Raw genomic sequence first — 18482 nt, 5'->3', positions numbered from 1 at the left:
ATGAAGATCCACAAGTACGACACCGTCATCGTCGGCGCCGGCGGCGCGGGCATGCGCGCCGCGATCGAGGCGACGAAGCGCAGCCGCACCGCGGTCCTGACCAAGCTCTACCCCACCCGCTCCCACACGGGCGCCGCGCAGGGCGGCATGGCCGCCGCGCTGGCCAACGTGGAGGAGGACAACTGGGAGTGGCACACCTTCGACACGGTCAAGGGCGGTGACTACCTGGTCGACCAGGACGCCGCCGAGATCCTGGCGAAGGAGGCCATCGACGCCGTCCTCGACCTGGAGAAGATGGGTCTGCCGTTCAACCGGACCCCGAACGGCACCATCGACCAGCGCCGCTTCGGCGGCCACTCCCGCAACCACGGTGAGGCCCCGGTCCGCCGCTCCTGCTACGCGGCCGACCGCACCGGCCACATGATCCTCCAGACGCTGTACCAGAACTGCGTCAAGGAGGGCGTGGAGTTCTTCAACGAGTTCTACGTCCTGGACCAGCTGGTCACCGAGGTCGACGGCGTCAAGAAGTCGGCCGGTGTCGTGGCGTACGAGCTGGCGACCGGTGAGATCCACATCTTCCAGGCGAAGGCCGTGATCTACGCCTCCGGCGGCACCGGCAAGTTCTTCAAGGTGACGTCGAACGCCCACACGCTGACCGGTGACGGCCAGGCGGCGGTCTACCGGCGCGGGCTCCCGCTGGAGGACATGGAGTTCTTCCAGTTCCACCCGACCGGCATCTGGCGCATGGGCATCCTGCTGACGGAGGGCGCCCGCGGTGAGGGCGGCATCCTGCGCAACAAGGACGGCGAGCGCTTCATGGAGAAGTACGCGCCGGTCATGAAGGACCTGGCGTCCCGTGACGTCGTCTCGCGCTCCATCTACACGGAGATCCGCGAGGGCCGCGGCTGCGGTCCCGAGGGCGACCACGTCTACCTGGACCTCACCCACCTGCCGCCGGAGCAGCTGGACGCCAAGCTGCCGGACATCACCGAGTTCGCGCGCACCTACCTGGGTATCGAGCCGTACACGGACCCGATCCCGATCCAGCCGACCGCGCACTACGCGATGGGCGGCATCCCGACGAACGTCGAGGGTGAGGTCCTGTCGGACAACACCACCGTCGTCCCGGGCCTGTACGCGGCCGGCGAGGTCGCCTGCGTCTCCGTGCACGGCGCCAACCGCCTGGGCACCAACTCGCTGCTGGACATCAACGTCTTCGGCCGCCGCGCGGGCATCGCCGCCGCCGAGTACGCCCACAAGGCGGACTTCGTGGAGCTGCCGGAGAACCCGGAGGCGTTCGTCGTCGAGCAGATCGAGCGGCTGCGCACCTCCACCGGCAACGAGCGGGTGGCCACGCTCCGCCGCGAGCTGCAGGAGACCATGGACGCGAACGTCATGGTGTTCCGCACCGAGCAGACGATCAAGACGGCGGTCGAGAAGATCGCCGAGCTTCGGGAGCGCTACAGGAACGTGGCGATCCAGGACAAGGGCAAGCGCTTCAACACGGACCTCCTGGAGGCGATCGAGCTGGGCAACCTGCTCGACCTGGCCGAGGTCATGGCGGTCTCGGCCCTCGCCCGCAAGGAGTCCCGCGGCGGTCACTACCGCGAGGACTACCCGAACCGCGACGACGTCAACTTCATGCGCCACACCATGGCGTACCGCGAGGTCGGCGCCGACGGCTCGGAAACCGTCCGTCTCGACTACAAGCCGGTCGTCCAGACCCGCTACCAGCCGATGGAGCGTAAGTACTGATGGCTACCCCTGTTCTGGACAAGGCGGACGCGGCCGGCCGGCCCGAGCCCGGTTTCGCCGACTCCCCCTACATCACCGTCACCTTCCGGATCCGCCGCTTCAACCCGGAGGTCTCGGCCGAGGCGGCCTGGGAAGACTTCCAGCTGGAGATCGACCCCAAGGAGCGCGTCCTCGACGGTCTGCACAAGATCAAGTGGGACATCGACGGCACCCTGACCTTCCGCCGTTCCTGCGCCCACGGCATCTGCGGCTCCGACGCCATGCGGATCAACGGCAAGAACCGCCTGGCGTGCAAGACGCTGATCAAGGACATCAACCCCGAGAAGCCGATCACGGTCGAGCCCATCAAGGGCCTCACGGTCCTGAAGGACCTGGTCGTGGACATGGAGCCGTTCTTCCAGGCGTACCGGGACGTCATGCCGTTCCTGGTCACCAAGGAGACGAACGAGCCGACGCGCGAGCGTCTGCAGTCCGCCGAGGACCGCGAGCGCTTCGACGACACGACGAAGTGCATCCTCTGCGCGGCGTGCACGTCCTCCTGCCCGGTGTTCTGGAACGACGGCCAGTACTTCGGTCCGGCCGCGATCGTGAACGCCCACCGCTTCATCTTCGACAGCCGTGACGAGGCGGGCGAGCAGCGTCTGGAGATCCTCAACGACCGCGACGGCGTGTGGCGCTGCCGCACGACCTTCAACTGCACGGACGCCTGCCCGCGCGGTATCGAGGTCACGAAGGCGATCCAGGAGGTCAAGCGAGCGCTGATCACGCGCCGCTACTGATCCCCGGCGAACGCACGAAGGAGCCCCACCGGAATCCGTTCCGGTGGGGCTCCTCGCTTCCGGGGAGACCAGCTCCTAATCTGACGACATGTCAGACGAAGAGTCGTACGAACTGCTCGGCTTCGACAATGTGCTGCTCCCCGTCGGCGACCTCGCCGAGGCGGTCGGCTTCTACGAGCGGGCCGGGTTCACCGTTGGGTTCCGCTTCGACGAGGCCGGTATCGCGCTGCTGAAGGTCGGCGGGGAGACGCCCGGCATCCTGCTGCGCACCGAGGAGGCGCTGGGGCACCGGACGCCGCCCTGGCCCTCGCCCCGCGTCTGGCTGGAGGTGCCGGACGCGCGGGTGGCGGCGCGGGAGCTGGCCGCCGCCGGGATCGAGCCGATCGACGAGGTGGTCCAGGGGGCCACCGGCTGGGCCGTGGAGATCGCCGACCCGTGGGGGAACGTCCTCGGCCTCACGGACTACACCAAGCGCCCGGAGCTGGGCCGCAGGAACTGAGGCTCCGCCCAGGCCGTGCGCCCGCTCCCGGGATGCGTCCACCCTTGAGTTGAACACGTTCAAAAAGAGGTCTACAGTCATCCCTGTCAGCGTTTTGAACGCGTTCAAGAAGGGGTGGGGCATGGACCGCACCGTCATCGCCTACGTCATCTACCTGGTCGTGAGCATCGCTCTGACCGTCTGGGTGGCCCGCACGCTCAGCCACAACGGCCGGATCTTCCTCGCCGACGTCCTGCACGGCAACGAGAAGCTCGCGGATGCCGTCAACCACCTCCTGGTGGTCGGCTTCTACCTCGTCAACCTCGGCTTCGTGGCGCTCTACCTGAGCGACGACGAGACGATCGAGAACACCCGCGGCATCTTCGAGGCCCTGTCGACCAAGCTGGGTGTGGTCCTGCTGGTGCTCGGCGTGATGCACCTGGGCAACGTGTACGTGCTCAACAAGATCCGCCGGCGCGGAGTGATGGAGCGGGAGCAGCTGCCCCCGGTCACCCCGCAGGAGTGGGTCGCCCCGACGGCCGGCGCGTGACCGCCGTGGCCATCGTGTCCACCGCCCAGGGCCGGGTCGCCGCGAGCGCCCCGGTCCGCGGGCTGACCGTCCTGTACGACGCCGAGTGCGCCCTGTGCACCCACCTGCGCGGCTGGCTGGCACGGCAGCCGCAGCTGGTGCCGCTGACCCTGGTCCCGGCGGGCTCGGCCGAGGCGCGCGCCCGCTTCCCGGGACTCGACCACGCCGCCACCCTCGACGAGGTCACCGCCGTCGGCGACTCCGGGCAGGTCTACCGGGGCTCCCGCGCCTGGATCGTCGTCCTGTGGGCGCTGCGCGAGCACCGCCCGCTCGCCCACCGGCTGTGCACCCCCGCCGGCGCGAAGCTGGCCCGGGGCGCGGTGCTGGCCGCGGCGAAGTGGCGGGGCGCGCAGTGGCAGGGGCAGCGGGGGAACGGGCAGTGGGGCGGCGGGTCGTACCGGCGCGCCGACGGATGGTCGTACCACCCGTGGAGCGGCTGGACGTTCGGGCCGCCGTCCTGCTCCGACGGCGCCTGCGACAGTCGTTAGGCTCTTCTACCGTGCCCGCGAAGAACGACGGCCCCGAGGCGGCCGGCCCCCAGAGCAGCAAGTCCGAGCAGACCCGCGCGCTGATCCTGGAGACCGCGATGCGGTTGTTCCAGGAGCGTGGGTACGACAAGACGACCATGCGGGCCATCGCCAAGGAGGCCGGGGTCTCCGTGGGCAACGCCTACTACTACTTCGAGGGCAAGGAACACCTGATCCAGGGCTTCTACGACCGGATCGCCGCCGAGCACCGGGCGGCGGTCCGGGAGGTCCTGGACCGCGAGAGCGACCTGGAGGCGCGGCTCGCGGGCGTGCTGACCGCGTGGCTGGACGTCGCCAGGCCGTACCACGAGTTCGCCGTGCAGTTCTTCAAGAACGCGGCCGATCCCGACAGCCCGCTCAGCCCCTTCTCACCGGAGAGCGAGCACGCTCGCGAGCTGGCCATCAGCGTCCACCGGGAGGTGCTGGCCGGCTCCAGATCCAAGGTGGCGCCCGAACTGCGGGACATCCTGCCGGAGTTGATGTGGCTGTCGCAGATGGGCCTGGTCCTGTACTGGATCTTCGACCGCACGGAGGGCCGGGAGCGCAGCTACCGGCTGGCCCGGCGCGGAGCCCGGCTCACCGCGCGCGGCGTCTCCCTGGCCCGCTTCCGCGTCCTGCGCCCACTGGTCCTGGAGGTCCACGAGCTGTTCACGGACTTCCTGCCGGGCATGACGAAGGTCCTGCCGGATCCGGGACGCGGCGGCCGGACGCCCTGACGGCCTCCGGCGCCCGGCCCCGGCGGTCAGTCAGATCCACTCCAGCCGCCACAGGCGGAACACGCCCGTGCCGTCCGACAGGTACTGGCCGCCGCCCACGTCCTCGGTGGAGACCACGTACTCCTTGCGCTGCCACAGCGGGATCAGCGGCACGTCGTGGGCGACGTCGGCCTGGATGTCGCGGAAGTCGTTCGCGACGCGGCTGCGGTCGGCGAACTGCTGGCTGTCCTGGATGAGATGGTCGACCAGCTTGCTGCTGTACCCGGTGCTCATCGTGGAGCCGGTGCCGACGAGCGGGGCGCCGAAGGTGTCCGGGTCCGGGTAGTCGGCCACCCAGCCGACCGCCCAGGCGTCCATCTTCCCGGCGGCCCAGCGCTTCTGGAAGTCGGTCCACTCGTAGCCCTTGACGTCCACCTTGAACAGGCCGCTCGCCTCCAGCTGCTTCTTCAGCACGGCGGCCTCCTCCTTCCCCGAGCCCCGCCCGATGCCGTAGCCGAAGGTGAACCGCACGGGAGCCGTCACGCCCGCCTCGGTGAGCAGCTCGCGCGCCTTCCCGGTGCTCTGCTTCGGGTAGTTGTCGAAGAACGACGTGGTGTGGCCCGTGATGCCGGTCGGGATCAGCGAGTACAGCGGGTCGACCGTGCCCTTGTAGACCTTCAGGGCCAGCTCATCGCGGTCGACCAGCCAGGCCAGCGCACGGCGCACCCGTGCGTCGTGCAGCGGTGAGCGAGCGCGGGTGTTGAGGTACAGGTTGCGGGTCTCGGCGCTGTCGGACTCGGTGACGCGCTGCTTGGGGTCGCTCGGGTTCAGCTCCGCGAGCATGTCCGGCGGCAGGGTGCGGGTGGCGACGTCCACCTGCCCGGCCTGCCAGGCGCCGTCGAGCTTCTTCGAGTCGGCGTAGTACCGCAGCTCGATCGGGCGGCCGGTGCCGCTGAGGTAGCCCTTGTAGTGCTCGTTGGGCTCCAGGTCGGCCTTGCGGTTCTTGACGAAGTCCGTCAGCGTGTACGGTCCGGTGCCGTCGACCGCGGAGCCGGTGCGCAGGCTGGTGGCCGGGTACCTCTCCCTGTCCACGATGGCGCCGGCGCCGGTGGCGACCTTCTGCGGGAAGGTGGCGTCCGGGGACGACAGGTGGAAGGTGACGGTGTCGGCGCTGTCGGCGGTGACCGAGCCGAGCGTCTCGAAGAGGGACGCCGGGCCGACCGTGGAGTTGATCTTCTTGACCCGGTCGAAGGAGAACTTCACGTCGCCGGCCGTCATCGCGCGCCCGCTCGGGAACGTGATCCCGTCGCGCAGCTTGCACCGGTACGTCTTGAGGCCGCCGCCCTGGAACGAACAGCTCTCCGCCGCGTCCGGGACCGGCTCGACGCCACCCGGCTCGAACGTCAGCAGCGTCTGGAAGACATTGCTGAACAGGGCCCAGGAACCGGCGTCGTACGCGCCGGCCGGGTCGAGCGCGGTGACGGCGTCCGTCGTGCCCACCGCGATGGCCTTGTCCTGGCCCCCTTCCGACGGAAGCAGTTGCCAGCCGCCGATGCCCACGACGGCGAGCACGATCAGCGTCACGATTATTCGCATGCGAACAGATCGCATGGTGGTGCCCTCCCCAGGCCTTCTGCAGGCCCTACCCCTGGCCAGCACGAATTCGCCACTCCCCTAAGCGGCGCCGCTCACCTAATCACACCTGTTTCGCCTGGGGGAAGGGCTTTCTGACCAGATGAGCAAGAACTTACCCAGACGTTGGTTTTCCCGTCTTTCACAGCTCTTTCACAGCCGTGCGGACGATTTCCGGTCACACGCGCGGCGGCTCTCACGCGCGCGTGGCGGCCAGCTCGATCACCGTGACGTCCGACGGCGCCCCCACGCGCGTGGGCGGGCCCCAGGCGCCCGCGCCCCGGGTGACGTACAACTGCGTGTCGCCGTAGCGGTCGAGGCCGGCGACGGTCGGGTTGGCGGCGGCCGCGACGATGCTGCCCGGCCAGAGCTGGCCGCCGTGGGTGTGGCCGGAGAGCTGGAGGTCGACGCCGTGCCGGACGGCCTCGTGGATCTGCACCGGCTGGTGGGCGAGCAGCACGCACGCGCGTGCCGCGTCCCGGCCGGCGAGGGCCTTGTCGAAGTCCGGCCCCCGTCCCTCGCTCTCGCCCTGGAGGTCGTTCACCCCGGCCAGGTCGAAGTACGGCAGTTCGGTGCGCGCGTTCTCCAGGGGACGCAGGCCGAGGGTGCGCACCTGGGCGACCCACTGCTCGGCGCCGGAGAAGTACTCGTGGTTGCCGGTGACGAAGTAGGCGCCGTGCCGCGCGGAGAGCCGCGCGAGGGGTGCGGCGGCCGGGCCGAGGTCCTTGACGCTGCCGTCCACCAGGTCGCCGACGACCGCGATCAGATCGGGCTGGGTGGCGTTCACCGTGTCGACGACCCGCTGTGCGAAGTCCCGGCCGAGGATCGGGCCGAGGTGGATGTCGCTGACCACCGCGATCCGGAAACCGTGCGCGGCGCGCGGGAGTCTGGTGAGCGGCACGGTGACCCGCTTCACGCGCGGGCCGCGCAGGACGCCGTACGTGCCGTGGCCGACGGCCGCCACGGCGGCGGTGGCCGCGGCGCCCGCGACGATCCGGGAGACGACGAGGCGGCGGGTGGGGGCGGGGTTCCCGGCGGGCGCGGCGGGTGCGGCGGGTGCGGTCGGACGGCCTTCCGCCGCCAGGGTGGGTGTGCCGGGGGGCTTCGTCCCCCGGGTCTCCGGCGGCCGGCCGTCCGCCACCCGGCCCGGCGGGCCGAGCGGCGGCCCCACGGGACTCCGGCGCGGCGGGGCGGGGCTCTCCTCCCCGGAGTCCTCCCCGACACGGTCCCCGCCCGCCCGGTCCCGGCGCCTCAGCGCGCGGTGCAGCAGGGGGCGCACCGCCTCGCCCGCCAGCACCGCCAGCAGCAGGTACAGGGCGAGGGGCATCCACAGGAAGCCCGGCCAGGCCAGGGTGCGCTGGAGCCAGAAGGGAGCGCCGGAGCGTTCCGCCACCAGGGCGGCGGTCATCAGGGCCGGGCCGGCGAGGAACACCGCCGTACCGGCGCGGCGGGCGGTGCCCCCGGCGCGCGTGGTGTCGCGGACCAGGCGCCGCCAGACGTACCAGTGCAGGGCCGCCACGACGGCCAGGACGGCCACGGCGACGAGCGCGAAGACGATGACCACCGCGACCTGTCCCCCGTTATGACGTCCGGCGCAGCGCGCGCAGCCCGCGCAACCCGATGACCCCGATGACCGTCCCCAATACGAAGGAGACGACCGCCAGCAGCAGGTGCACCCAGAAGTACGCGGTCGGGTGACCGTCGTCGAAGGCGAGCCCGCTGCCGTCCTTGACCAGGTTCTTGACGAAAGTGACCCAGATGACCCAGCTCCACACCCCGAAGGCGAGCAGGAACCAGGACACGGGACGGCTGAGTTTCACAGGGACTGACCTTTCCGCACAACGCCGGGCACCCGCGGGCGGCCGGGGGTCCGGGGGTTGCCCCCCGGATGGGCACAGCATGTCCCCAGTATCGCCGTCCCGTGCCCGGTCCCGTGCCGGGGGTGGGACGGGGGCCGGGAATCCGCGGTGCGCCCGGGGTACGTTCTCGGTCGTGCCCGCACCCAAGCAGACCGTCAGGCGTTCCCTGCTGGTCACCTCCGCCACCCTGCTGTCCCTGTCCGTCGCCGGGCCCGCCGCGCTCGCCGCGCCGGCCCCCACGGCGAGCGCGACGGCCGCACCGCCGGCCCGGATGTCGGCCGTGGGGGGCGCCCGGCTCGCGCTGCCCGGCACCCAGGTCGACCTCGCGCCGGGGGTGCCGGTGCTGCCCAAGGACCTGACCGCCCGTTCGTGGATCGTCTCCGACGCCGAGTCCGGCGAGGTCCTCGCCGCGCACAACGCGCACTGGCGGCTGCCCCCGGCGAGCACCCTGAAGATGCTGTTCGCGGACACCGTGCTGCCCCGCTTCCCCAAGGGCACCCGGCACGAGGTGGTGCCGGCGGACCTGGCCGGCATGGGCGCCGGCTCCAGCGTGGTCGGGATAAGGGCGGGGCACACGTACACCGTTCGCGACCTGTGGCTGGGCGTCTTCCTGCGCTCGGGCAACGACGCCGTGCACGTGCTGTCCCGGATGAACGGCGGCGTCGACCGGACGGTCGCCGACATGCAGGCCCACGCCGAGGAACTGCAGGCCCTGGACACCACCGTGGTCTCCCCCGACGGCTACGACGAGCCGCGGCAGGTGTCGTCGGCGTACGACCTGACGCTGTTCGCCCGCTCCGGGCTGCAGAAGAAGGACTTCCGCGAGTACTGCTCGACGGTGCGGGCGCACTTCGGGTCCGCCGTGATCCAGAACACCAACCGGCTGCTGAGCGGCGACACCGACGTGCCCGTGTACCAGGGCATCGCGGGCGTGAAGAACGGCAACACCACCCATGCGGGGGCCACGTTCACCGGGGTCGCCGAGCGGGGCGGCAAGGTGCTGCTCGTCACGGTGATGAACCCGGAGAAGCACGACCACAACGAGGTCTACAAGGAGACCGCGAAGCTGTTCGACTGGGGTTTCCAGGCCGCCGGCAAGGTCACCCCGGTGGGCGAACTGGTGCCGCCGAAGAGCGTCGCGCCGAGCCCCGCGGATCCGGCTCCCAGTGCCTCCGCCGCGCAGGCGACCGCGGGAACGGGCAGGTCCGGCGCCAGGCCGGCGGTGAGCGCCGGAGCCGGGCCGGGTTCCGGCGTCGGCACCGCCCTGGCCATCGCGGGCGGGGTGCTGGCGCTGCTCGCGGGTGGGGGGTTCCTGATCAACCGCCGGTGGCCGCTACCGGATCTGATGCGCCGTCGGGCACGTCCCTGAGCTCGGTCTCCTTGCTGCCCGTCGCCGTCCAGGAAGCGCAGAACAGGACCAGTTTCGCGGTGAAGTTGATCCACAGCAGCAGCGCGACGGGGACGCCGAACGCGCCGTACATGCTCTTCGCGGCGACGCCCTGGATGTAGCCGCTGAGCAGCAGCTTGAGCAGTTCGAAGCCGACCGCGCCGAGCAGCGCGGCCACCAGCAGGCGGCGGCGCGGCGGTTCCACGCCGGGCAGCAGCGTCAGCACGTAGAGCAGGACGAGGAAGTCGGCCAGGACGGCGACGGCGAACGCGGCGACGTGCAGCAGCAGGCTGCCCCAGCCGTGTTCGTCCAGACCGAGCCGGTCCGCCAGCCCGCCGACGGCCGCCGAGGCGAGCGTGGACGCGGCGAGGGTGACCAGCAGCGCGCCGCCGAAGCCGAGCAGGATGCCGGCGTCCTTCGCCTTGGTGACCACCATGTTCTCGTCGTGGTCGGGGAGTTCCCAGACCACGCGCAGGCAGTCGCGCACCTGGCCGACCCACCCGATGCCGGTGAACAGCAGCAGGGCGCCCGCGATGACGCCGACGGTGCCGGCGTTGTCCACCAGGGAACTGATGTCCAACTGCTGGGAGAGGCCCGGGAACTGTTCGCCGATCTTGTGCTCGACGGTCTTCTGGCGGGCCGGGTTCAGCGTGGCGGCGGTGATGGCGGCGGCCACGGTCAGCAGCGGGAACAGCGCGACGAAGCTGACGAACGTCATGGCGGCGGCCAGCCGGGTCCACTTCACGCGGTCCAGCCGCTCGTAACTCCGCCACGCGTGCGTGGTCATCAGCCGTGTGACGAGCGGCCCGATGCCCGGCAGTCTCTTCAGCCAGTCCATGACCCGCCTCTGCCCCCGCGTCCCTTCTCCACACCGCTCAGAATGCCGCCAATATCAGAGGACATCCCATTAATCACCCGTTTTGAGGATCAAGGGAATGTTCCGTGACGACACTACGCACATGCGGGCGATACGGTCTCGGGCATGAAGGACGCTTCCGGCCTCCCCCAGTCCCTGCTCGTCCTCGGCGGCACGTCCGAGATCGCGCTGGCCACCACGCGCCGTCTGATCGCCCGCCGCGCCCGCACGGTGTGGCTGGCGGGCCGCCCTTCCCCAGCCCTGGAACAGGCGGCCGAGAGCCTGCGCGCCCTCGGCGCGGACGTCCGTACGGCCGCCTTCGACGCCCTCGACCCCGCATCCCACGAGGCGGCGCTCGGGAAGGTCTTCGCCGAGGGCGACATCGACCTGGTGCTCCTCGCCTTCGGCGTGCTCGGCGACCAGGCCCACGACGAGCGCGACCCGGTACGCGCGGTGCGGGTCGCCGGGACCAACTACACCGGGGCCGTCTCCGCCGGGCTGGTCGCCGGCCGCGCCCTGCAGACGCAGGGCCACGGCTGCCTGGTCGTCCTGTCCTCCGTGGCCGGCGAGCGCGCCCGCCGCGACGACTTCATCTACGGCTCCAGCAAGGCCGGCCTGGACGCCTTCGCGCAGGGCCTCGGCGACGCGCTGCACGGCACGGGCGCGCACGTGATGGTCGTGCGCCCCGGATTCGTCCGTAAGGGGGGAACGGCCGGCCGGGAGCGGATCCCGTTCGCCACCACTCCCGAGGCGGTGGCCACGGCGGTCGAGCTGGGCCTGCGCCGCCGCTCCGGCATCGTGTGGGTACCCGGCGTCCTGCGCCTGGTGATGTCGGTGCTGCGGCACGTGCCACGCGCGGTCTACCGCCGGCTGCCGGTCTGATCCGGCCGCACCGGAGGCCGGCTCGCGGGAACGCCCGCGCGGGTCACCGGCTGGCGATCGTCCCGCGCCCCACGTCGGCGTGGCCCGCCTGCGGCGGCACCACGGCCCCGCCGAACGTGAACTCCCGCAGTTTGCGCCACACACCGTCGGCGCCCTGCTCGTGGAGCGCGAACCCCGTGCAGGGCCAGCGGGCCTCGAAGCCCGCCAGCTCCTCGAACGCGCGGTCCATGGCCGCGTCGTCGATGCCGTGCGCGACGGTGACGTGCGGGTGGTAGGGGAACTGCAGTTCGCGGTCCATCGGACCGGAGGCGTCGCGCACCCGCTGCTGGAGCCAGGCGCAGGCGTCGGCGCCCTCGACGACGCGGACGTAGACCACCGGCGACAGCGGACGGAAGGTGCCCGTGCCGGACAGCCGCATCGGGAACGACCGGCCGGCCGCGGCGACCGCCGCGAGGTGCGCCTCGACGGCCGGCAGGTCCGACGCGTCGACCTCGGTGGGCGGCAGCAGGGTGACGTGCGTGGGGATGCCATGGGCCGCGGCGTCACCGAAGCCCGCGCGCCGCTCCTGGAGCAGGCTGCCGTGAGGCTCCGGGACCGCGATCGACACGCCGATCGTTACGGTCCGCACGTCGTCTCCTGTCATCACGTCTGTTGTGTTCTCAGTCGTCCGGGTATCGACTGTACGGCCATGGCGGTCCTGTCGGCAGGCGCAGCGGAAGTGATGTGCAGCGCTCTGTCCACAGGACCTGTGTGCCGTCGTACGCCTCAGTGCTTCGCGGGCAGGAAACCCACCCGTTCGTACGCCTGCGCAAGGGTCTCGGCGGCCACCGCACGGGCCTTCTCCGCGCCCTTGGCCAGGACCGCGTCGAGGCTCTCCGGGTCGTCCAGGTACTGCTGGGTGCGCTCGCGGAACGGCGTCACGAACTCGACCATGACCTCGGCGAGGTCCGTCTTGAGCGCGCCGTACATCTTGCCCTCGTAGTCCCGCTCCAGCTCGGCGACCGGCTTGCCGGTGAGCACGGAGTAGATGGTGAGCAGGTTCGACACGCCCGGCTTGTTCTCGGTGTCGAAGCGGATCACCGTGTCGGTGTCCGTGACGGCGCTCTTGACCTTCTTCGCCGTCGCCTTCGGCTCGTCGAGCAGGTTGACGAGGCCCTTCGGCGTGGACGCCGACTTGCTCATCTTGACCGTCGGGTCCTGAAGGTCGTAGATCTTCGCCGTCTCCTTGAGGATGTACGGCTTCGGGATGGTGAAGGTCTGGCCGAAGCGGCCGTTGAAGCGCTCGGCGAGGTCGCGGGTCAGCTCGATGTGCTGGCGCTGGTCCTCGCCGACCGGCACCTCGTTGGCCTGGTACAGCAGGATGTCCGCGACCTGCAGGATCGGGTAGGTGAACAGGCCGACGGAGGCGCGGTCGGCGCCCTGCTTGGCGGACTTGTCCTTGAACTGGGTCATGCGGGAGGCCTCGCCGAACCCGGTGAGGCAGTTCATGACCCAGGCGAGCTGGGCGTGCTCCGGGACGTGGCTCTGCACGAAGAGGGTGCAGCGGTCCGGGTCGAGGCCGGCGGCCAGCAGCTGGGCGGCGGCGAGCCGGGTGTTGGCACGCAGCTCGGCCGGATCCTGCGGGACCGTGATCGCGTGCAGGTCGACGACCATGTAGAACGCGTCGTGGGACTCCTGCAGGGCCACCCACTGGCGGACGGCGCCGAGGTAGTTGCCGAGGTGGAACGAGCCTGCGGTGGGCTGGATTCCGGAGAGCACGCGGGGTCGGTCGTTGGCCATGTTCACCATTCTCTCAGGTGCCGGGCGGAGATCCGGAACGGGTGGGAAACGGGTGTGGTGCGATCGGTTCCGCGGGGTGTGACAGGGGCGGGACACCGGAGGGGGAGCCGATGGGCGGACGGGCCTCGCGGGGCGGGCGGGGATGGACGGCGGGGGCGGTGGCGCTGGCGGCGGTGCTCACCGTGGCCGGGGCGTCCGGGGCACGGGCGGCGGACGACGCACCCGACGCGGCGGTGATCGTCCCGGGCGGCGGCGGTGCCCCCAGGGCGGTGCGGTCCGGCGAACCCGCCTTCGACCGGCTCCGGGAGCTGCTGCGGCCGGAGTACACCGGGACGCGTCCGGTGCCTCGGGTCTGGACGCGGGGGCGGTTCCCGCGGGTGCGGGTCACCGTGGTCTGGGGGCTGTCGGGCGTGGGCGGCTGGCCGCGGACCGGCCGGGCGCCGGGCGGGCGCCGGCCGGGGACGTGGCCGTCGAGCGGCTGGACCAGCTGTTCCTGGCCGCGGACGGCACTGTCTGGGTACGCACGGATCCCGCGCCGGACGTGGAGGACGACGACATCCGGTGGCACCGGGCACGCCGGGACGTCTACGACCGTGCGGAGCGCGAGGGGCTGCTGGGGGCGCCCGGCCGGCCCGTCACCCGTGAGGTGCGCGGGTCCGGAGTCCCGCTGTCGTGGGCGGCGGGGGCTCCCGCCGCCGGCGTCGCCGGCACCCTCCTGGCCCGCCGCGCGGTGGCCCGGCGTCGCACCGGGCCACCGCGACGGGAACCTCGTCAGGAACTGATCGACCTGTGACCGGCCGGCTCAGCCGAGGTCGACCTCGGGGTAGAGCGGGAAGCCCGCGACCAGGTCGGTCGCGCGGTGGGAGATCTCGTCCGCGATCTTGGGGTCGAGGACGTGCTGGGCCTTGGAGGGGGCGCCCGACTTGGTGGTGCCCGGCTCGGTGGTGGTGAGGACGCGGTCGATCAGGCCGGCGACCTCGTCCATCTCGGCGGTGCCGAGGCCCCGGGTGGTCAGGGCGGGGGTGCCGACGCGGATGCCGGAGGTGTACCAGGCGCCGTTGGGGTCGGCCGGGATGGCGTTGCGGTTGGTGACGATGCCGGAGTCCAGCAGGGCCGCCTCGGCCTGGCGGCCGGTGAGGCCGTAGGAGGTGGCGACGTCGATCAGGTTGAGGTGGTTGTCCGTGCCGCCGGTCACCAGCGCGGCGCCGCGGCGCGTCAGGCCCTCGGCCAGGGCGCGCGCGTTGTCGACGATGCGGCGGGCGTAGTCCTGGAAGGCGGGCTGCCGGGCCTCGGCGAGGGCGACCGCCTTGGCGGCCATGACGTGCGGGAGCGGGCCGCCGAGGACCATCGGGCAGCCGCGGTCGACCTGGTCCTTGAGGGAGTCGTCGCACAGGACCATGCCGCCGCGCGGGCCGCGCAGGGACTTGTGGGTGGTCGTGGTGACGATCTGGGCGTGCGGGACCGGGTCGAAGTCGCCGGTGAGGACCTTGCCGGCGACCAGGCCCGCGAAGTGGGCCATGTCGACCATCAGGGTCGCCCCGACCTCGTCGGCGATCTCGCGCATGATGCGGAAGTTCACCAGGCGCGGGTAGGCGGAGTAGCCGGCGACCAGGATCAGCGGCTTGAACTCGCGGGCCTGGGCGCGCAGGGCCTCGTAGTCGATGAGGCCGGTGGCGGGGTCGGTGCCGTAGGAGCGCTGGTCGAACATCTTCCCGGAGATGTTCGGGCGGAAGCCGTGGGTGAGGTGGCCGCCCGCGTCCAGGGACATGCCGAGCATGCGCTGGTTGCCGAAGGCCTGGCGCAGCTCGGCCCAGTCGGCGTCGGTGAGGTCGTTGACCTGGCGGGCGCCGGTCTTCTCCAGGAACGGGACCTCGACGCGGTCGGCGAGCACCGCCCAGAAGGCGACGAGGTTGGCGTCGATGCCGGAGTGCGGCTGGACGTAGGCGTGGCGGGCGCCGAAGAGCTCGCGGGCGTGCTCGGCGGCCAGGGACTCCACGGTGTCGACGTTGCGGCAGCCGGCGTAGAAGCGGCGGCCGACCGTGCCCTCGGCGTACTTGTCGCTGAACCAGTTGCCCATCGCCAGCAGGGTGGCCGGGGAGGCGTAGTTCTCGGAGGCGATCAGCTTGAGCATCTCGCGCTGGTCGGCGACCTCCTGGCCGATGGCGTCGGCGACCCGCGGCTCGACGGCGCGGATGACGTCGAGAGCCGCCCGGAAGGCGGTGGACTCGGTGGAGAGGGGCTGCTGCTCTGGCATGGGGACCTCCGGACGGCGTGCGTTTCAGCGTTCACGTTCGGCCCAGGCGCACGGCACTGATTTCCCGCTCGGGCCGCTCCCCGATGGTCCGTCCCATCCCAGCGCGCCAGTCACGACCCGTCCGCCAGCCTACCGGGCGCGCCGGTCGGCGCAGGTCCCGCGTCCACCATGCGAGCGAGCGTAAGAAGGAGGTGGACTTCGCACCCCGGGAGAGGCCGTGACCACTGCTGACGACCTGATCGCCGCCGCCGCGGCGCACTGCGCGCCCACCTACGACCCGCTGCCGCTCGTCGTGGCCACGGCCGAGGGGGCGTGGCTGACGGATGTGGCGGGCCGCCGCTACCTGGACCTGCTGGCCGGGTACTCGGCGCTGAACTTCGGGCACCGCAACCGGCGGCTGGTGGAGGCGGCGCGGGCGCAGCTGGAGCGGGTGACGCTGACGTCCCGGGCGGTGCACCACGACCGGTTCGCCGCGTTCTGCGCCCGGCTGGCGGAGCTGTGCGGGATGGAGATGGTGCTGCCGGCGAACAGCGGGGCGGAGGCGGTGGAGAGCGCGGTGAAGACGGCCCGCAAGTGGGGCTACCGGGTGAAGGGGGTGCCCGCGGAGATGGCGAAGATCGTGGTCGCGGGCGGCAACTTCCACGGGCGCACGACGACGGTCATCAGCTTCTCGACCGATCCGGAGGCCAGGGCGGATTTCGGCCCCTACACGCCGGGGTTCCAGATCGTGCCGTACGGCGACCTGACCGCGATGCGTCAGGCGCTGACGGAGAACACGGTCGCCGTGCTGCTGGAGCCGATCCAGGGCGAGTCCGGGGTGATCGTGCCGCCGGCCGGCTACCTGGCGGGGGTGCGGGAGCTGACGCGCGAGCGGAACGTGCTGTTCGTCGCCGACGAGATCCAGTCGGGTCTCGGCCGTACGGGCCGGACCTTCGCGTGCGAGCACGAGGGCGTGGTCCCGGACGTGTACGTGCTGGGCAAGGCGCTGGGCGGCGGCATCCTGCCGGTGTCGGCGGTGGTGTCGAGCGCGGAGGTGCTCGGCGTGTTCCGGCCCGGCGAGCACGGCTCGACGTTCGGCGGCAATCCGCTGGCCTGCGCGGTGGCGCTGGAGGTGATCGCGATGCTGCGCACGGGCGAGTTCCAGGAGCGGGCGGCCCGGCTGGGCGAGCGGATGCACGGGGCGCTGGCGGCGCTCCGGGCCACGGGCGGGGTGACCGCGGTGCGCGGGCGCGGCCTGTGGGCGGGTGTGGACATCGCGCCCGGGACCGGCACGGGCCGGGACGTGTCGCGGCGGCTGCTGGACCGCGGGGTGCTGGTCAAGGACACCCACGGCCACACGGTGCGGCTCGCCCCGCCGCTGGTGATCGGCGAGGAGGACCTGGACTGGGGGCTGGAGCGGTTGCGGGAGGTGGTGGGCGGCTGAGCGGGCCGCGGGGAGGACGTCTACAGGATGACGTGGGGCAGGAAGCGGGCGTACTCGTCGGTGATCAGGCCGGAGGACTCGCGGATGCCGAGGCCGGCCGACTCGTCGCGGACCACCCAGGCGCCGAGGACGACGTGGTTGCCGTCGAAGGCGGGGAGCGGCGCGAACTGCTGGTAGCAGCAGGGTTCGTCGCGGAGTACGGCCGGGGTGCCCGGCTCGTGGACGGTGACGCCCTCGCCCTCGCGGCCGAGCAGGGGCTTGGCGACGTACCCGGTGGTGCGCGCCAGCTCGTGGGGGCCGTCCAGGTGGGCCGGCAGCAGGTTCGGGTGGCCGGGGTAGAGCTCCCAGAGGACGGCCAGCAGTGCCTTGTTGCTCAGGAGCATCTTCCAGGCGGGTTCGATCCACAGGGTGCTGCCGGTGCCGCCGCCGTTGTCGAGGGTGTCGAGGACGTGCCCGGCGAAGGCGTCGGTGGTGAGCCACTCCCAGGGGTAGAGCTTGAAGATGCCGCGGATGAAGCGGAGCCGGTTGTCGACGAAGCGGCCGGAGAGGGTGTCCCAGCCGATCTCCTCCATGGAGAGCCAGTCGGTGGCCAGGCCGGCCTGCTCGGCGGTCTCCTTCAGGTAGGCGACCGTCATCAGGTCCTCGCCGAGTTCGTCGGCGCTGGAGTGCGCGAAGTGCAGGGGGCTGCCGGGCGGGAGCAGGGCGGCCTGTGCGCGCCAGGCGTCGACGAGGCGTTCGTGCAGGGAGTTCCACTGGTCGGCGCCGGGGAAACGATCCTCCATCCAGAACCACTGGGGGGACGCGGCCTCGACCAGCGAGGTCGGGGTGTCGGCGTTGTACTCCAGCAGCTTGGCCGGGCCGGTGCCGTCGTAGCGGAGGTCGAAGCGACCGTAGAGGGAGGGGAGTTCGGCGCGCCGCCGCCAGGACTCGGTGACCGCGGCGGCCACGCGCGGGTCGGTGATGCCGAGGTCGGCGAGGCGGTCCTCGGCCACGATGTGCTCCGCTGCGGCGAGGCACATGCGGTGCAGTTCCTCGACGGTCTCCTCCAGCGCCTCGACCTCGTCGAGGGTGAAGACGTAGTAGGCGCTCTCGTCCCAGTAGGGGCGCAGTGAGCCGTCGGGGTGGCGGGTGAGCGGATAGACGAGACCCTGCTCCTCGACGGTCTGCTGCCAGCCGGGGCGTGGGGTGGTCGTGCGGCGTTCCATGACGGGTCCGGCGGTCAGCCGCCGGAGCCTCCCTTGCCGCCGCCGAAGCCGCCGCGGTGGACCCCGCGCCCGGAGGAGCCGCCCGAGCCCTTGCCGGGCTTGGTGAGGGAACCGCCGCTGACCCAGGAGCCCTTCTTCTTGCCGCCGTAGTACCAGATGCCGTGCGTCGAGGACTTGGCGGACTCGCAGTTCTTGTCGGACACCACCTTGTAGCCCTTGGCGTACGTGTAGCTGTCGCGGTCGACGCAGCGCTTGTCCGGGTCGGAGGAGCAGGCGGTGAGGGCGGTGGCCAGGAGGCCCATGCCGCCGAGGACGACCGTGGTGGAGCGCAGTTGCCTGCGCGTCCGTGGGCGTGCGTTCGCCATGGTGGTGTCTCCCCCGC

19 protein-coding genes and 1 riboswitch are annotated in these 18482 nt (G+C 71.7%); of the genes, 10 read left to right on the top strand and 9 right to left on the bottom strand.

Annotation, left to right across the window (positions count from 1 at the left end):
- The 6 genes from sdhA (at position 1) to IE177_RS01350 (ending at position 4844) form a co-directional block, all read left to right on the top strand.
- Positions 1-1755: a succinate dehydrogenase flavoprotein subunit gene (gene sdhA, locus IE177_RS01375; RefSeq protein WP_190012817.1), complete on the top strand. Its 1755-nt coding sequence runs from the start codon at positions 1-3 to the stop codon at positions 1753-1755.
- Complete coding sequence (locus IE177_RS01370) at positions 1755-2534, top strand: succinate dehydrogenase iron-sulfur subunit (protein WP_190012816.1); 780 nt, start codon at positions 1755-1757, stop codon at positions 2532-2534. Before sdhA ends, IE177_RS01370 begins: the two co-directional genes overlap by 1 nt.
- Before the next feature lie 88 nt (positions 2535-2622).
- On the top strand, positions 2623-3033 hold the full coding sequence (locus IE177_RS01365; RefSeq protein WP_190012815.1) for a VOC family protein: 411 nt from the start codon (positions 2623-2625) through the stop codon (positions 3031-3033).
- 121 nt (positions 3034-3154) lie between these two features.
- Positions 3155-3562 (top strand): hypothetical protein, encoded by a 408-nt coding sequence (locus IE177_RS01360; protein ID WP_190012814.1) that lies wholly within the window; start codon positions 3155-3157, stop codon positions 3560-3562.
- Positions 3559-4089, top strand: a complete 531-nt coding sequence (locus tag IE177_RS01355; protein WP_229815844.1) for a thiol-disulfide oxidoreductase DCC family protein — start codon at positions 3559-3561, stop codon at positions 4087-4089. The genes IE177_RS01360 and IE177_RS01355 overlap by 4 nt, the downstream gene beginning before the upstream one ends.
- 11 nt (positions 4090-4100) lie before the next feature.
- Positions 4101-4844 carry a TetR/AcrR family transcriptional regulator gene (locus IE177_RS01350; RefSeq protein WP_190012813.1) on the top strand — a complete coding sequence of 248 codons (744 nt, stop codon included), beginning with the start codon at positions 4101-4103 and terminating at the stop codon, positions 4842-4844.
- Positions 4845-4874: 30 nt separating this feature from the next.
- Here IE177_RS01350 and IE177_RS01345 read toward each other — a convergent pair whose 3' ends face one another.
- The 3 genes from IE177_RS01345 to IE177_RS01335 form a co-directional block, all read right to left on the bottom strand.
- Positions 4875-6419, bottom strand: coding sequence for an ABC transporter substrate-binding protein (locus tag IE177_RS01345; protein WP_229815843.1), 1545 nt, complete (start codon positions 6417-6419; stop codon positions 4875-4877).
- Positions 6420-6651: 232 nt separating this feature from the next.
- On the bottom strand, positions 6652-8019 hold the full coding sequence (locus IE177_RS01340; protein WP_190012811.1) for a metallophosphoesterase: 1368 nt from the start codon (positions 8017-8019) through the stop codon (positions 6652-6654).
- A 16-nt stretch (positions 8020-8035) separates the two neighbouring features.
- Positions 8036-8275 (bottom strand): SCO4848 family membrane protein, encoded by a 240-nt coding sequence (locus tag IE177_RS01335; protein WP_190012810.1) that lies wholly within the window; start codon positions 8273-8275, stop codon positions 8036-8038.
- 172 nt (positions 8276-8447) lie between these two features.
- Between IE177_RS01335 and IE177_RS01330 the strand changes: the two genes are divergently transcribed.
- Positions 8448-9683: a D-alanyl-D-alanine carboxypeptidase family protein gene (locus IE177_RS01330; RefSeq protein ID WP_229815842.1), complete on the top strand. Its 1236-nt coding sequence runs from the start codon at positions 8448-8450 to the stop codon at positions 9681-9683.
- Here the strand turns inward: IE177_RS01330 and IE177_RS01325 are convergent.
- The gene (locus tag IE177_RS01325; protein WP_190012808.1) at positions 9631-10539 is read right to left on the bottom strand and encodes a YihY/virulence factor BrkB family protein; all 909 of its coding nucleotides are present in this window, start codon (positions 10537-10539) and stop codon (positions 9631-9633) included. The genes IE177_RS01330 and IE177_RS01325 overlap by 53 nt on opposite strands.
- A gap of 144 nt (positions 10540-10683) precedes the next feature.
- Here IE177_RS01325 and dprE2 point away from each other — a divergent pair, with 144 nt between their 5' ends.
- Positions 10684-11439, top strand: coding sequence for a decaprenylphospho-beta-D-erythro-pentofuranosid-2-ulose 2-reductase (gene dprE2 / locus IE177_RS01320; RefSeq protein ID WP_190012807.1), 756 nt, complete (start codon positions 10684-10686; stop codon positions 11437-11439).
- A 43-nt stretch (positions 11440-11482) separates the two neighbouring features.
- Here dprE2 and IE177_RS01315 read toward each other — a convergent pair whose 3' ends face one another.
- Together IE177_RS01315 and trpS are read right to left on the bottom strand one after the other, a co-directional pair.
- A complete protein-coding gene (locus IE177_RS01315; protein WP_190012806.1) occupies positions 11483-12067 on the bottom strand; it encodes a 2'-5' RNA ligase family protein in 585 nt (194 codons plus the stop codon).
- 137 nt (positions 12068-12204) lie between these two features.
- The gene (gene trpS, locus IE177_RS01310; RefSeq protein WP_190012805.1) at positions 12205-13218 is read right to left on the bottom strand and encodes a tryptophan--tRNA ligase; all 1014 of its coding nucleotides are present in this window, start codon (positions 13216-13218) and stop codon (positions 12205-12207) included.
- A gap of 463 nt (positions 13219-13681) precedes the next feature.
- On the opposite strand from trpS, the gene IE177_RS35675 reads away from it, so the two are divergent.
- Positions 13682-14011, top strand: coding sequence for a hypothetical protein (locus IE177_RS35675; RefSeq protein ID WP_373304986.1), 330 nt, complete (start codon positions 13682-13684; stop codon positions 14009-14011).
- A 9-nt stretch (positions 14012-14020) separates the two neighbouring features.
- Here the strand turns inward: IE177_RS35675 and IE177_RS01300 are convergent, their stop codons facing one another.
- Positions 14021-15472, bottom strand: a complete 1452-nt coding sequence (locus IE177_RS01300; RefSeq protein ID WP_190012804.1) for a glycine hydroxymethyltransferase — start codon at positions 15470-15472, stop codon at positions 14021-14023.
- Between the two features lie 33 nt (positions 15473-15505).
- Positions 15506-15596, bottom strand: a riboswitch (ZMP/ZTP riboswitch).
- Between the two features lie 93 nt (positions 15597-15689).
- On the opposite strand from IE177_RS01300, the gene rocD reads away from it, so the two are divergent.
- The gene (gene rocD / locus IE177_RS01295) at positions 15690-16895 is read left to right on the top strand and encodes an ornithine--oxo-acid transaminase (protein ID WP_190012803.1); all 1206 of its coding nucleotides are present in this window, start codon (positions 15690-15692) and stop codon (positions 16893-16895) included.
- A gap of 20 nt (positions 16896-16915) precedes the next feature.
- Here the strand turns inward: rocD and IE177_RS01290 are convergent, their stop codons facing one another.
- The gene (locus IE177_RS01290) at positions 16916-18100 is read right to left on the bottom strand and encodes a glutathionylspermidine synthase family protein (protein ID WP_190012802.1); all 1185 of its coding nucleotides are present in this window, start codon (positions 18098-18100) and stop codon (positions 16916-16918) included.
- A 14-nt stretch (positions 18101-18114) separates the two neighbouring features.
- Positions 18115-18465, bottom strand: coding sequence for a hypothetical protein (locus tag IE177_RS01285; protein ID WP_190012801.1), 351 nt, complete (start codon positions 18463-18465; stop codon positions 18115-18117).
- Between the last annotated feature and the right edge of the window lie 17 nt (positions 18466-18482).

The organism is Streptomyces lucensis JCM 4490 (assembly GCF_014650035.1).
Classification (GTDB): Bacteria; Actinomycetota; Actinomycetes; order Streptomycetales; family Streptomycetaceae; genus Streptomyces; species Streptomyces lucensis.
The sequence above is the reverse complement of the archived record's forward strand: the minus strand, read 5'-3'. Positions and strand labels throughout refer to the sequence as shown.